Here is a 13,747-nt window from a genome sequence, read left to right as displayed (position 1 = left end):
GTTCGGACGATGTGGTGCTGTGAAGCGTTGGTGCTGTGGAGCGTTGGTGCTGCGGCCTCAGTGCGAGAGCACGGAGGCCAGGAACGACTTGGCCCGCTCGGTGCGGGGCGAGTCGAAGAACTCGGCGGGCGTCGACTGCTCGACGATCTGCCCGTGGTCCATGAAGACGACACGGTCGGCGGCGCGGCGGGCGAAGCCCATCTCGTGCGTGACGACGATCATCGTCATCCCGTCGCGGGCGAGGGAGGTCATCACGTCGAGCACCTCGCCGACCATCTCGGGGTCGAGTGCGCTGGTGGGCTCGTCGAACAGCATCACCTTCGGCTGCATCGCGAGGGCGCGGGCGATGGCGGCGCGCTGCTGCTGGCCGCCCGAGAGCTGTGCCGGGTGGCTGCCGGCCTTGTCGGCGATGCCGACCCGGTCGAGGAGTTCGAGGGCCTGGCGCTCTGCCTCGGCCTTCTTGACCTTGCGCACCTTGACCGGCGCGAGGGCGACGTTGTCGAGGACGGTGCGGTGCGCGAACAGGTTGAACGACTGGAACACCATGCCGACCTCGGCGCGGAGGCGTGCCAGCTCGGCGCCCTCCTGGGGGAGCAGCTCGCCGTCGACGCGGATCTCGCCGCCGTCGATGGTCTCCAGTCGGTTGATCGAGCGGCAGAGCGTGGACTTGCCCGAGCCGGACGGGCCGACGACCACGACCACCTCGCGCGGTGCGACGTCGAGGTCGATCGAGCGGAGGACGTGCAGGTCGCCGAAGTGCTTGTCGACGCCGCGCAGGCTCACCATGGGTCGAGCGTTCGGTGTTTCCATCGGGTTCCTCGTATCGTCATCGGTCGGGATGCGATGAGCGTACTAAGTAATTCATGTTCGTGCAATTTCGAATTTGGTTGGTTCGAAATCGAAGAAAGTCGGTACAGTATTCTCAACCGAGACCAGGCACGCGACGGATGCGTGCAACAAGGGGGATGCGCTGAAATGAGCGGCACGAACATCGCGGCACCCGGGAACGCACCGGCCACACCCGGCGGCATCCTGCACCTCGTCCGCTCGGGCCGGGCCGGCTCCCGCGCCGACATCGCCCGCCACACCGGCCTGTCGCCCTCCACCGTCGCGCAGCGGGTCGACGCGCTGCTCGCCGCCGGCTTCCTGCGGGAGGCGGGAGAGGGCGTCTCGCACGGCGGCCGCCGCCCGCGGGCCCTGGAGGTCGACGCCGGGTCGGGCGTCGTGGCCGCGGCGGACCTCGGCTCGCACCACGCCACCTTCGGACTGTTCGACCTGTCCGGGCGGCTGCTGGCGTCCCGCACCGAGGCGATGGACATCGGCTCGGGACCCGACCGCGTCCTCTCCTGGATCGCCGCGAGCGCCGAGGAGCTCCGGGCGATGCACGGGGCCCCCGGCCAGGAGCTGCGCGGCATCGGGATCGGCATGCCCGGGCCGGTCGACTCCACCACCGGCCGGATGGTCTCGCCGTCGCGGATGCCCGGCTGGAACGGCCTCGACGTCGCAGCCGCGCTGGCCTCCCGCACCGGCCTGACTGTCGCCGTGGACAACGACGCCAACCTGATGGCGCTGGGCGAGTTCGACGCCACCGCACACACGCCGGAGGCGCTGAGGGCCGACGGCCAGCTCGTCTTCGTCAAAGCCGGGTCGAGCATCGGCTGCGGGATCGTCGCCTTCGGCGGCGTCTACCGCGGCCATCACGGTATGGCGGGCGACATCAGCCACGTCACGGTGCCGGGCGCCCCCGACGTGTTGTGCTCCTGCGGCCGGGTCGGCTGCCTCGACGCCGTCGCCGGGGGCGCCGCCATCGTGCAGGCCCTGCGTGGAGCGGGGGTGGAGGTCGTCGACACCCGCGACGTCCTCGCGCTCGCGCGCGACGCGCACCCGCTTGCCACACTCATGCTGCGGGAGGCCGGCCTCCGCACCGGCGGCGTGCTCGCGACGATCATGAACTTCTTCAACCCGCAGCGCCTGGTGCTCGGCGGCATCCTCGGTGAGGCGGAGGCGTTCGTCGCGGGCGTCCGCTCGGCGATCTACTCGGACTGCCTGCCGATGATCACCGACCAGCTCGACATCGCGGTCAGCGTGGCGAAGCAGGAGGCGGGCATCCGCGGCGCCGGCCGGCTCGTGCTCGACGCCCTGTTCGATCCCGCGCAGGTCGACCGCGCGGTGCGATGAAAGGGGAGCGTGCCGCGACGCACGGCGCGGTCGTGGTCGGCGCCGGCCGGATGGGCCAGGCGCACGCCGAGGCCTGGGCGGCATGCGGCGTGCCGGTGCGGTGGGTGGTCTCGCCGCGCACGCGCCCCGACCTCCCGGCCGCGCCCGACGCGCGCTGGACGACCTCCCTCGACGACGCGCTCGCCGACCCCGCCGCGGACATCGCCTCGATCTGCACGCCGACCCCCACTCACGCCGACCTCGCCGTGCAGGCTCTCGCGGCGGGCGGGAACGTCCTGCTCGAGAAGCCGATCGCGCTGACGCTCCCCGACGCCGAGCGCGTCGCCGCCGCCGCGGCCCGCGCGCCCGGCGTCCTGATGGTCGCCCACGTCGTGCGCTTCTTCCCGGGGTACGCGGCGCTCGCCGAACGCGTCGCGGCGGGGTCGGTCGGCCTCCCGCGCGCCGTGCTCGGGTCGCGCCTGTCGGCCGCGCCGGCCGGCGCCGAGTGGCTGGCCGACGAGTCCCGCTCCGGCGGGATGGTCGTGGACTTCGCCATCCACGATGTCGACCAGGCCAACGCGTACCTCGGCGAGCCCGTCGCGGTCACCACCGTCCGCGCGCCCGGGGACCGGTTCGGCACACCGGCCGCGATCACCGTCGAGTACGCCGCCGGTGGTGTGGCCCAGCTCCTCGCCGTCTCCGACCTCCCCGCCGGTTCGCCGTTCCGCACCACGCTGGAGGTCGTCGGCGACCGCGCCTCGGACTCCCTCACCGACCTCCCGGGCGACGCGTTCACGGCGCAGGCCCGCTACTTCCTGGAGTGCGTCGAGACCGGCGCCGAGCCGGCCCGTTCACCGGTGGCCGCCGCGATCGACGCTCTGCGGGTCTGCCTGGCGGCGCGGGAGTCGGCGCGGACGGGCGCGCGCGTAGTGCTCGTTCCCGGGGCCGCCTGAGCGGCCCGACGCCCCCGGGTAAGGTGGGCGCGTGAGTGAGACATGGTGGAAGTCAGCGGTCGTGTATCAGGTCTATCCGCGGAGTTTCGCGGACAGCGACGGCGACGGCATCGGCGACCTGCGCGGCATCATCCAGCACCTCGACTACCTGCAGGAGCTCGGGGTGGATGTTGTCTGGTTGTCGCCGATCTACGCCTCGCCGCACGACGACAACGGCTACGACATCAGCGACTACCGCGCGATCGACCCGCTGTTCGGCACCTTCGACGACTTCGACGAGCTGCTCGCCGGCCTGCACGCGCGCGGCATCAAGCTGGTCATGGACCTCGTCGTCAACCACACCTCCGACGAGCACCCGTGGTTCATCGAGTCCGCCTCCTCGCTCGACAACCCGAAGCGCGACTGGTACTGGTGGCGGCCCCCGCGCGACGGCCGGCAGCCCGGCGAGCAGGGCGCCGAGCCGAACAACTGGGGCTCCTTCTTCTCGGGTCCCGCCTGGCAGCTCGACCCGGCCACCGGCGAGTACTACCTCCACCTGTTCTCGCGCAAGCAGCCCGACCTGAATTGGGAGAACCCGGAGGTCCGCGGGGCGGTGTACGACATGATGAACTGGTGGCTCGACCGCGGTGTCGACGGGTTCCGGATGGACGTCATCAACTTCATCTCGAAGGTGGTCGAGCTCCCCGACGGCGAGGTTCCCCCTGGCGGGCTGTTCGGCGTCGGCTACCCGTTCTTCGGTCAGGGGCCGCGCATCCACGAGTTCCTGCACGAGATGCATGAGCGCGTCTTCGCGGGCCGCGCCGACCGCATCCTCACCGTGGGGGAGATGCCCGGCGTCTCCGTCGAGCAGGCCCGGCTGTTCACCGACCCCGCCCGGGCGGAGGTCGACATGGTCTTCCAGTTCGAGCACGTCGACCTCGACCACGGACCCGGCGGCAAGTGGGACGACCGGCCCGCGAGCGTGCTCGACCTCAAACGCAACCTCGCCAAATGGCAGGAGGGCCTCGCCGACACCGGCTGGAACAGCCTGTACTGGAACAACCACGACCAGCCCCGCGTCGTCAGCCGGTTCGGCGACGACCGCCCGGAGCATCGCGTCGCGTCCGCGAAGGCGCTCGGCACCGTGCTGCACCTGATGCGCGGCACGCCCTACGTCTATCAGGGCGAGGAGCTCGGGATGGCGAACGTGCCGTTCGAGTCCATCGACGACTTCCGCGACATCGAGACGCTCAACCACTATGCGGAGGCCGTCGACATCCAGGGTCAGGACGCCGGCACGGTCATGGCGGCGCTGCGCAAGACCAGCCGGGACAACGCGCGCACGCCGATGCAGTGGTCGGCCGCACCGGCGGCCGGCTTCACCACGGGCACGCCGTGGATCGAGGCCAACCCGGACTACGTACTGGTGAACGCGGAGGCCGAGCTTCACGCGCCCGACTCGGTGTTCGCCCACTACCGGCGGCTGATCGACCTCCGGCATCGGTCCGACGTCGTGGCCGACGGCGACTTCACCCTGGTGCTGCCCGAGCATCCCCAGCTCTTCGCGTACGTGCGCGAGCGGGGTGGCCGCCGCCTGCTGGTCCTCGCCAACCTGAGCAGCGAGCCCGCGAGCTACGACCCGTCGGAGCAGGCGGGCTGGGAGGGCGCGGCGCTCGTGCTCGGCAACCTGGACGACTCGGCCGGGCGGGGAGTGTCCGGCTCGGTGGAGCCCTGGGAGGCGCTCGTCTTCGCGGACGCGTGAGCCGCGGGGTTGTGCTCCCCGCACCGTGAGGTGTGTGATGGGCGTCAACGTCGCCCGAGGCGGCGACGGGAGCGGGAGTGGCGCGTCATGGGGAACTACGTCGCGAGAGCCGAGGCGGACATCCGTGCGCCCCGGCGGGAGGTATGGAACCTGCTGACCTCGAGCGGGTCCCATCCCGAGATCCTGTTCGGGGCGGAGGTCGTCTCCGACTGGAGGCTCGGCTCGCGCATCGTCTGGCGCGGCGAGTGGCAGGGGAAGTCGTTCGAGGACCACGGCCGGGTGATCGAGCTGGAGGACCGCGAGGAGCCCTGGCGGATCGTGCTGACGCACTTCAGCCCGTTGAGCGGCCTGCCCGACGTCCCCGAGAACTACCACGCGCTGCACTTCGAGCTCGACGCGACCCCGGAGGGCACCCACGTCACGCTCGATCAGGACAACAATCCGACGGTGGAGGCCGCCCAGCACTCCCGCGACAACTGGGTCGCCATGCTGCAGGGCGTCAAGACGGTCGCTGAGCGCTCAGCGGCGAACTGCCCGCCCGCGTGAGTCGCCGCGTCAGGGCTTCTTCTTCCCCTGGCCAGGGGGTGTGACCGGGGCCGGAGCGGGGTTGGTCTGACCTGCACCGGGCGCGCTCGGCGCCGGCGCGGCCGCCTTCGGCGGCGCGGACACCCCGAGGAACTTCGGGAGCGGAGCGGGGAACGCCGACCCGCCGTAGGCGGCGTCGAGCGCCGTCTGGATGCGCTTGACGATCGCGAACTTGACGTCGCCGCCGCCGACGCCCTGGAAGTTCTGGCTGCGGAGGGCGACGCCGCCCGAGATGTTGCCCACCCACGTGGCTTGCGCGATCTTCGTCGTGGAGGTGACCAGCCAGTTCTCGACCGAATTGTCCGTCGTTCCGGTCTTGCCGAAGAGCGGAACGCCGTCGTTCGGGTTGGCCGAGGACGCGGTGCCGCCTCCGCGGAGCACGCCCTGGAGGGCGTAGATCGCGGCGGCTGCGACGCCCGGGTCGATCGGGGTGGTCGAGCACTGGGTCTTCGGAACGGCGTGCGCGACGCCGTCGGTCGTGATGATCTTGTCGATCGCGACCGGGCTGCACGCCTTGCCGTTGTTGGCGATCCCGGCGTACGCCGTCGCCATCGTGATCGGGGCGATGTAGTTCGTGCCCAGCACGGACGACGGGTTGGCCATGTACGGGTTGGTCGCCTCATCCGCGCCGTGGACCAGGAGGTCCTGGGCGCCTTCCTTGATGCCGCAGAGGTCCAGCTTGGTGGCCATCATCGCGAAGATCGAGTTGATGGAGGCCGCCGTCGCCTGCATCACCGACGTCGAGGTCACCGACTCGCCCTCGTCGTTCGCGACGTTCCACGGCGCCCCGCCGATGTCGTTGCAGGGGTCGCTCTCGTGGAACGCGGTCTGCGGGAAGGTGTGCTGCGTCCCGTTCACCACCTCGTTGAGGGTGTGGCCTTCCTTCAGCCATTCGAGCAGGTCGAACGCCTTGTACGACGATCCGGTCTGGAAGCCTTCCGAGCCGCCGTAGTCGTAGTCGGTGTTGTAGTTGACAGCCGTGGTGCCCGCGGCGGGCGCCGCCGTGTTGTCGTACGGCCTGTTCTGCACCATCGTGACGATCCGGCCCGTGCCGACCTCCACCGAGACGTTCGACGAGCCGAGGTCCAGGTTGGGGCTGGAGGGCGGGATGTACGCCGACACCGCCTGCTGCGCCTGCGACTGGAGGTCGAGGTTCAGCGTCGTGTAGATCTTGAGGCCGCCGCGCGTCAGGTAGCTGGACCGCTCGTCGGCGGTCTTGCCGAAGATCGGGTTCTGCTCGATGGTGCGCTCGACATAGTCGCAGAAGAACGCCGCGTTGAACTGCTGCGCGGTCATGCAGCCGTTCGACATCTGGCTGATCTTGGGCACGACCTTGGTGGCCTTCGCCGCGTCGTGCTCCTCTTTGGTGATCTTGCCGTTCACCAGCATGCGGTCGATCACGTAGTTGCGCCGGGCGAGGGTCTGCGCGTAGCCGTTCGCCGCGCCGTTGTCCTTGTTGGCCGGCCGGTCGATGCGGAGGTTGTCCGGGTTGTTCAGGATGGCGATGAGGGTCGCCGCCTGGGGGAGCGAGATGTCCGCGGCCGACACCCCGAAGTAGTACTCGGCCGCCGACTGGACGCCGTAGACGCGGCCACCGAACAGAGCGATGTTGAGGTAGCTCTGCAGGATGTCGTTCTTCGAGTACTCCTTCTCGAGCCCGATCGCGTAGCGCATCTCCTTGAGCTTGCGCACCGGGTCGACGGCGGTCGCGTCGTTGTAGCAGGCCTGATACGCCTTGTACTGCTTCTTCTGGACGGCGTCCGCCGCGGTCGGGTCCGGCTGCTTGTTCTCGCAGCGCTGCACCAGGATGTTCTTGACGTACTGCTGAGTGATGGACGAGCCGCCCTGCACCGATTTGTGCAGCGCCGTCAGCACCGCGCCGCGGATCGTGCCGGTGACGTCGACACCGCCGTGCTCGTAGAAGCGCGGGTCCTCCGTGGCGATCGCCGCGTCCTTGAGGTTCTGGGAGATGGCGTCCCAGCCGACCTCCACGCGGTTCTGCGAGTAGAACGTGGCGATCGGCACCGGTTTGCCGGCGGACGTCGCGTACATGGTGGACGCCTGCGCCAGCGGCTCCACCTTCATATATTCGGGGAGGCCGTCGAAGACGCTGATGGTCGAGTCCGCGGCCGAGCCGGTGAGGGCGACGGCGGGTGTGACCGCCGCGGCGGCGAGGAGTCCGGCTACGCCGCTCAGCGCCACGAATCCGAGCAGCGCGGGCGCCCACTTCCATCTTCTGCGTCCGTCAGCCATGCGCGCAATAATACGCGTGCCCGATGTCGCGTCCCCGAGGGTCCGCCCGCGTTGTGGAGAACTTATTCAGGAATGAGAATGTGGAGGAGGATCGGGCCGTCAGTCCTCGCCGCGCAGTTTGTCGCACAGGGCGGCGAGCTGCTCCAGCTCCTCGGTGTCGAGCCGGGTGCCGACCCGCTGCGCGATGGAGCGCATGTGGTCGAACGCGACGCGACGGAACATCTCGAACCCGGTGTCGGTCATCGTGATGATCGTGCCGCGCGCGTCGGACGGCTCCGGACCTTTGACGACGAGCCCCCGGTCGACCAGCCGGTCGACGAGCCTGCTCACGCTCGGCTGGGTGAGGAGGACGTGCTTGTTGAGGTCGCGGAGGCGCAGCGAGCGGTCGGCCTGGCGGGAGAGGGTGAAGAGGACGTCGTACTCGTTGAACGAGATGTCCCTGGTCGGGAACTCGGCGGCCAGCGTCCGCATGACGGCGACCTGCGCCCGGAACAGCGACTCCCATGCCGAGACCGCGGTCGTCCTGGATCGCTTGGCCGGACCGGCCGCGGTCGTCCCCGTGCTCATGACGCCACCCCTTCGCGCTCGATAGTCGATGCGTTCGCATCATCTCATCATGCGCCGACAGCGCTCATCCGTGCCAGCACGGCGTTCGCGGAGGGAGGGGTTGGAACGGTCGTGCGACGAAAAGATTGAGGGCCGGCCGCAGAGGCTAGCGGCCGGCCCTCTCCCTTGCACCAAGAGTGTCCTGCAATCACATTCCGCGATGGCTGCCACAGCAAACAACCATTGCTCTTGAACTATATAACGAAGAGGTAACGGGTGCTAGTTATCAAGTCGTTATTTTTGCTGCGAATTCTCTATGGGGCGGTTATCCCCACGCTGAGGGTGGACAGGTCGGTCTTGTATATATGCTAAGGGTTAAAATGTAAACACTGTCTGGCGTTGAGCGGATTCGTCGTCATAGTGGTCGTCTCGCTCCTTGCGTGGCGCTCGGCGAATCAAGCCGCGAAGGCGGTCATCGCCCAGGGCAATCCTCGGCCGGAATAGATGTTCCTGGGTGGATGGATCTGCCATCTACTACGTAACCCGAATGGAGATGTTCGGAGTCTCTGGGCCACTCGGCTCGATTGCGCTCGCGATCACGGCTACCCCGGTCGGAGCGTTCCTCATCAGCTCCGGCACAATTGCCGTCGAGATCGCCATCGCCGTGCTCATTTGGGTACCCGGAAAGGCGCGAGTACTCGCGGTCGCGTTCTCCAGCGCACTTCACCTGGCGATCATCGCGCTCATCGGAATCGGCAGCTTCGGCCTGATCATGATTGGCCTGGTTTTCACCTCAGCTTTCTCCGTCGACATGTTCGCCGATCGACGGGGCGCCCGAGGGCGAACCGCTCCGGCAGTAGGAAGCCGCTTGACCCGCCACTCCAAACCGAATACTCTGAGCAAAGTATCCGGAGGTGAGTAATGAGTAAGCGAGCGGTGTCCAACCCCCTGGCGCTGGCAGTGCTGGCCTGCCTCTGGGAGAAGCCGATGTACCCGTACGAGATGACGACCACCATGCGGGAGCGCGGCAAGGAGGACAGCATCCGGCTCAACTTCGGCTCCCTCTACGCCGTCATCAAGTCGCTCGAGAAGCACGGCTTCATCCGCGTCGCGCAGACCGAGCGGGAGGGCAACCGGCCCGAGCGCGTCGTCTACGAGATCACCGACGCCGGCCGAGCGGAGGCGGACGAGTGGATGCGGGAGCTCATCGCGTTCCCGGTGAAGGAGTACCCCGCCATCGAGACCGGGCTGTCGCTGCTCCCGATGCTCGCCCCGGAGGTCGCCGTCGAACTCCTCGAACGGCGGCGCGACCTCCTGGACGCCGAGCTCGCCGAGCGGGCCCGCGTGTTCGACAGCGCGCTCGCCCTCCCGCTGCCCGAACTGTTCATGATCGAGTCCCGCTACCGGGTCGCGATCATGGAGGCCGAGCGCGCGTTCATCGCCGACCTGGCCGCGCGCATCCGCGACCGGACCCTCGGCGGAGTCGACTGGTGGGAGCGGCTCTGGGAGCTGTTCGGCGAGGGCCACGACATGGCGGAGATCCGCGACCGGATCGCCGCCGGGGATTTCGGACAGGAGGTGGCCGACCTGATGGGCTCCGCGGAAGCGCCGAGCCCCGCAGGCACCTGAGCGCCGCACAGACAGAACGATGGCCGGAGAGCGGCAACTCTCCGGCCATCCACACCTTCGATTCGTTCCTTGCGGAACCTGCGTCAACAGTCACCGAGGGCTTTCTCCATGATAGGCCCGCGACGGTGGCTGCCCGAGATGAAAGGAAGCCACCCGTGGCACCACACACCGGCTCGGCGATCGCCGCCGAGCACCTCGTCAAGATCTACAACGGAGGCCGGGGCACACCCGCCGTCCGCGCTGTCGACGACCTCGGCTTCGAGGTCGCCTCCGGCACCGTCTTCGGACTGCTCGGCCCCAACGGCGCCGGCAAGTCCACCACCATGAAGATCCTGTCCACGCTGGCCCGTGCCGACGCCGGTACGGCCTTCGTGGCCGGCATCGACGTCAGCCGAAACCCCGGCCGCGTGCGCCGCGCGATCGGCTTCGTGGCGCAGAAGCCGGTCTCCGACCCCAACGACACCGGCGCCGAGAACCTCGTCCTCGCCGGCCGCCTGCAGGGGATGAGCGGCCGGGACGCGAAGGCCCGCTCCCGCGAACTGCTCGACCGCTTCGGGCTCACCGACCACGCCAAGCGCCAGGTGAAGGCCTACTCGGGCGGCATGGCGCGCAAGCTGGACGTCGCGATCGGGCTCATGCACCGGCCGGAGGTGCTCTTCCTCGACGAGCCGACCACCGGGCTCGACCCGGAGGCGCGCGCCGAGCTGTGGGCGGAGCTGGATCGGATGACCGGCGCCGAGAACCTCACAGTCCTGCTCACGACGCACTACCTGGACGAGGCCGACCGTCTCGCCGACCGGCTGGCGATCGTGGACCACGGACGCATCGTCACGGGCGGAACCCCGGAGGAGCTGAAGAACGGCCTCCGCGGCGACGCCGTCATCGTGGAACTGTCGCCGGACGCCGACCCGTTCGCGGCTCTCACGGCGCTCGAGCGCGTCGACGCCCTCCACGAGGTCGGCGGCGACGGCCGCACGCTCCGCGCCCGGGCGGACAACGGGGCGGCTACCCTCCCGGCCGCCCTCGCCGCGCTGGAGGCCGCAGCCGTCGCCGTCGCCTCCGCCACCGTCGCGCGGCCCAGCCTCGACGACGTCTACCTGCGGCACACCGGCCGCACCTTCACGCGGGCGCAGGAGTCCGCCGAGCACGTTCTGGAGACCGCATCATGACCGCCATCGCCGTTCCCGCGCGCGCAGCGCCGCACCGGCCCGACCTTCCTCACCCACACGCTGCTGCTCACCGGCCGCCAGCTCCGCTGGGCGATTCGGATGCCCGCGTTCCTGGTGATGAACCTGGTGCAGCCGGTCATCTGGCTATTGATCTTCGGACAGCTCTTCAAGTCGGTCACCGAAATCCCGGGATTCGGCGGCGGCCAGAGCTACCTGGAGTACCTGACGCCGGGCGTCGTGATGATGCTCGCGCTGTTCGGGAGCGCCTGGTCGGGCACCGTCTACATCCAGGACATGGACCGCGGCGTGATGGACAGGTTCCTCACCTCGCCCACCAACCGCGGCGCCATGATCGTGTCGACGCTCGTCTACCAGTCGATCCTGGCGGTGGTGCAATCGCTGATCGTGGTGGGGATCGCCTTCTGGGCGGGCGCGCGCTTCGACGGCGGCGCGGGCGGGATGCTCCTCCTCCTGCTGGGCGTCGTGCTTCTGACCGCGGTGTTCTGCTCGTTCTCGAACGCTGTCGCGCTGCTCGCACGCGACCAGACCGCGCTGATCGGCATCTCGCAGCTCATCACGCTCCCGCTGATGTTCCTCAGCTCGGCGATCATGAACACGACGCTGTCGCCGGAGTGGGTGCGGAACGTCGCGGCTTACAACCCGTTCGAGTGGGCGGTGATCGTCGGCCGCGAGGCCCTCAGCGCGGCCCCGGACTGGGCGAGCCTGTGGGCCCACGCCGGCCTGCTCGCCGCACTAGCCGTCGTCATGGCCGCCCTCGCGACCAACGCCTTCCGCATCTACAAACGCTCCGCCTAGCCGCCGAGTACACCCGTTTCAACCGCGAACCGCCGAGTAGGCAGACGATCTGCGTGCTCGGCGGTTTGCGACGCAGTTTGCGCGAACTCGCTGGCGCTCGACGGCTGCCGAGGCTCAGAAGAGGTCGGGGAGGGGGCGCTGGCGTGGCGGATGGAGACGTCCGCGTGGCGGTCGAAGCGGTAGCCGACGCCGCGCACGGTACGCACGATGTCCTCGTAGCGTCCCAACTTGGCGCGCAGGCGGCGGACGTGGACGTCGATGGTGCGCTCGTTGGGGATCTCGCCCTCGTCGGCGTTCGACCAGAGCGACGAGATCAGCTCGGCGCGCTCGATGGTGCGGCCCTCGCGCAGCACCAGGTACTGCAGCAGCTCGAACTCCTTGTACGTGAGCGACACGGTCTGGTTGTCGAGGACGAGGCGCTTGCGGGAGATGTCGACCACGACGCCGGAGGCGGCGCGGTCCTCGTCCTCGTCGACCGTGGCGGTGTGGCGGTGCTTGGCGATCGCGGCGGGGTCCTGCAGGGCGAGGCGGACCACGTCGACGTCGCGTCCGCCGGCGCCGGCCGGGGCCAGGGCCACGGCGGCGTAGGTCTCGGCGGCCGGGGCCAGCTCGGCCGTGAGCTGCTTGAGCGCCTCGACGATGCGGCCGAGGTCGGTGCCGGACGCGGCGGCCTTCAGCTCGTCGATGCCGACGTAGAGGACGAAGCCGCGGGCCTCGGTCCCCTCGGGGACGGCGCGGAGGCGGGGCGCCGTGGCGGCAGAAGCTGCCGGGGCGACGGGAGTGGAGGGACGGAGGGTGTCGACGGTTGCGAGAGACATGGGAGGGAGAGCCCTTCGGTGATGATGATGCGTCCGGGCCCGGATGCGGCTGTCTCCTGCGAGGATCTGCTGAGGAGGGTGCGCCGGATGCGGGTTTTCCGGTGTGACGAGGTGTCCCTGTTCAGAAAGGGACTGATGCACGGGTGCGTTCGTGTGGCGCGCCCGAGGAGCTGTGCCCGGAGCCGACGCTCGTCTGCGTCGGAGGGCGACCGCTCGGCGAAAGGGTCGTCAGATTAGCGACACATTCGGCAACACATGACCGAGTCGCGGCCGGGCATCATCATGCCGGCATCCCCGGGGGCCTCGAAGGAGGTCAGGGTGCGCGAGTTGTCAGTCATGTTGAGAAGTAAACCGTCCCGTGACACGTCATGTCAAATCGTTACGGAATGTTGCGGGAGTGCTCGACACCCTACACAGTGCCGTACAAACGGTCACCAGCGTCGCCGAGACCGGGCACAATGTATCCGTTCTCGTTCAACCGCTCGTCCAGAGCGCCGAGGACGATGGTGACGTCGCGGCCCTCCGTCGCCTTCTCCAGAGCCTCGAGTCCCTCGGGCGCGGCGAGCAGGCAGATCGCGGTCACGTCCACCGCGTTGCGGGTGAAGAGGAACTCGATCGCGGCGCCCAGTGAGCCTCCCGTGGCGAGCATCGGGTCGAGCACGAAGCACTGGCGGTCGGAGAGGTCCATCGGCAGACGCTCGGCGTACGTGGTCGGCTCGAGGGTCTCCTCGTTGCGCACCATGCCCAGGAAGCCGACCTCGGCGGTCGGCATCAGCTTGACCATGCCCTCCAGCATCCCGAGCCCCGCACGCAGGATCGGAACGACGAGCGGCCGCGGCTGGCTGAGGGTGACGCCCATCGTCGTGGTCACCGGGGTCTGGATCTCGACGGGCTCGACGCGCACGGCGCGGGTCGCCTCATAGGCGAGGAGGGTGACGAGCTCCTCCGTGAGGGCCCGGAAGACGGGCGACGGGGTCTCTTTGTTGCGGAGCACGGAGAGCTTGTGGGTGATCAGGGGGTGGTCTGCTACGTGCACTCGCATAGGCTCAAGGCTAGCCGAACCCGCCCCGGGCGAGGACC

Annotated in this window: 13 protein-coding genes; 8 read left to right on the top strand and 5 right to left on the bottom strand. The window is 69.2% G+C overall.

Going from position 1 to position 13,747, the window contains the following annotated elements; all coding sequences use genetic code 11:
- Positions 1-57: 57 nt before the first annotated feature.
- A complete protein-coding gene (locus tag ACRAWC_RS09645) occupies positions 58-810 on the bottom strand; it encodes an amino acid ABC transporter ATP-binding protein (protein ID WP_431347515.1) in 753 nt (250 codons plus the stop codon).
- A gap of 165 nt (positions 811-975) precedes the next feature.
- On the opposite strand from ACRAWC_RS09645, the gene ACRAWC_RS09640 reads away from it, so the two are divergent.
- From ACRAWC_RS09640 to ACRAWC_RS09625, 4 genes are all read left to right on the top strand, one after another.
- Positions 976-2,178 (top strand): ROK family protein, encoded by a 1,203-nt coding sequence (locus ACRAWC_RS09640; protein ID WP_431347514.1) that lies wholly within the window; start codon positions 976-978, stop codon positions 2,176-2,178.
- Positions 2,175-3,110 (top strand): Gfo/Idh/MocA family protein, encoded by a 936-nt coding sequence (locus ACRAWC_RS09635; protein ID WP_431347513.1) that lies wholly within the window; start codon positions 2,175-2,177, stop codon positions 3,108-3,110. Before ACRAWC_RS09640 ends, ACRAWC_RS09635 begins: the two co-directional genes overlap by 4 nt.
- 31 nt (positions 3,111-3,141) lie before the next feature.
- Entirely contained in the window at positions 3,142-4,851 is a 1,710-nt protein-coding gene (locus ACRAWC_RS09630) for a glycoside hydrolase family 13 protein (protein WP_431347512.1), read from the top strand.
- 87 nt (positions 4,852-4,938) lie between these two features.
- Positions 4,939-5,397 (top strand): SRPBCC family protein, encoded by a 459-nt coding sequence (locus ACRAWC_RS09625; RefSeq protein ID WP_431347511.1) that lies wholly within the window; start codon positions 4,939-4,941, stop codon positions 5,395-5,397.
- Positions 5,398-5,406: 9 nt separating this feature from the next.
- Here the strand turns inward: ACRAWC_RS09625 and ACRAWC_RS09620 are convergent, their stop codons facing one another.
- Both ACRAWC_RS09620 and ACRAWC_RS09615 read right to left on the bottom strand, forming a co-directional pair.
- Positions 5,407-7,689 carry a transglycosylase domain-containing protein gene (locus ACRAWC_RS09620; RefSeq protein ID WP_431347510.1) on the bottom strand — a complete coding sequence of 761 codons (2,283 nt, stop codon included), beginning with the start codon at positions 7,687-7,689 and terminating at the stop codon, positions 5,407-5,409.
- A gap of 99 nt (positions 7,690-7,788) precedes the next feature.
- Positions 7,789-8,256: a MarR family winged helix-turn-helix transcriptional regulator gene (locus tag ACRAWC_RS09615; protein ID WP_431347509.1), complete on the bottom strand. Its 468-nt coding sequence runs from the start codon at positions 8,254-8,256 to the stop codon at positions 7,789-7,791.
- 526 nt (positions 8,257-8,782) lie between these two features.
- Here ACRAWC_RS09615 and ACRAWC_RS09610 point away from each other — a divergent pair.
- From ACRAWC_RS09610 to ACRAWC_RS09595, 4 genes are all read left to right on the top strand, one after another.
- A complete protein-coding gene (locus ACRAWC_RS09610) occupies positions 8,783-9,157 on the top strand; it encodes a hypothetical protein (RefSeq protein WP_431347508.1) in 375 nt (124 codons plus the stop codon).
- Positions 9,157-9,864: a PadR family transcriptional regulator gene (locus ACRAWC_RS09605; RefSeq protein ID WP_431347507.1), complete on the top strand. Its 708-nt coding sequence runs from the start codon at positions 9,157-9,159 to the stop codon at positions 9,862-9,864. Before ACRAWC_RS09610 ends, ACRAWC_RS09605 begins: the two co-directional genes overlap by 1 nt.
- A gap of 155 nt (positions 9,865-10,019) precedes the next feature.
- Complete coding sequence (locus ACRAWC_RS09600) at positions 10,020-11,033, top strand: ABC transporter ATP-binding protein (protein ID WP_431347506.1); 1,014 nt, start codon at positions 10,020-10,022, stop codon at positions 11,031-11,033.
- Between the two features lie 60 nt (positions 11,034-11,093).
- The gene (locus ACRAWC_RS09595; protein WP_431349412.1) at positions 11,094-11,849 is read left to right on the top strand and encodes an ABC transporter permease; all 756 of its coding nucleotides are present in this window, start codon (positions 11,094-11,096) and stop codon (positions 11,847-11,849) included.
- Here ACRAWC_RS09595 and ACRAWC_RS09590 read toward each other — a convergent pair.
- Entirely contained in the window at positions 11,846-12,667 is an 822-nt protein-coding gene (locus tag ACRAWC_RS09590; protein WP_431347505.1) for a winged helix-turn-helix domain-containing protein, read from the bottom strand. The two genes, ACRAWC_RS09595 and ACRAWC_RS09590, sit on opposite strands and share 4 nt — an antisense overlap.
- Positions 12,668-13,076: 409 nt before the next feature.
- Positions 13,077-13,709: a uracil phosphoribosyltransferase gene (upp, locus tag ACRAWC_RS09585; protein WP_431347504.1), complete on the bottom strand. Its 633-nt coding sequence runs from the start codon at positions 13,707-13,709 to the stop codon at positions 13,077-13,079.
- Between the last annotated feature and the right edge of the window lie 38 nt (positions 13,710-13,747).

It is taken from the genome of Leifsonia sp. L25 (assembly GCF_050632895.1).
The sequence above is the reverse complement of the archived record's forward strand: the minus strand, read 5'-3'. Positions and strand labels throughout refer to the sequence as shown.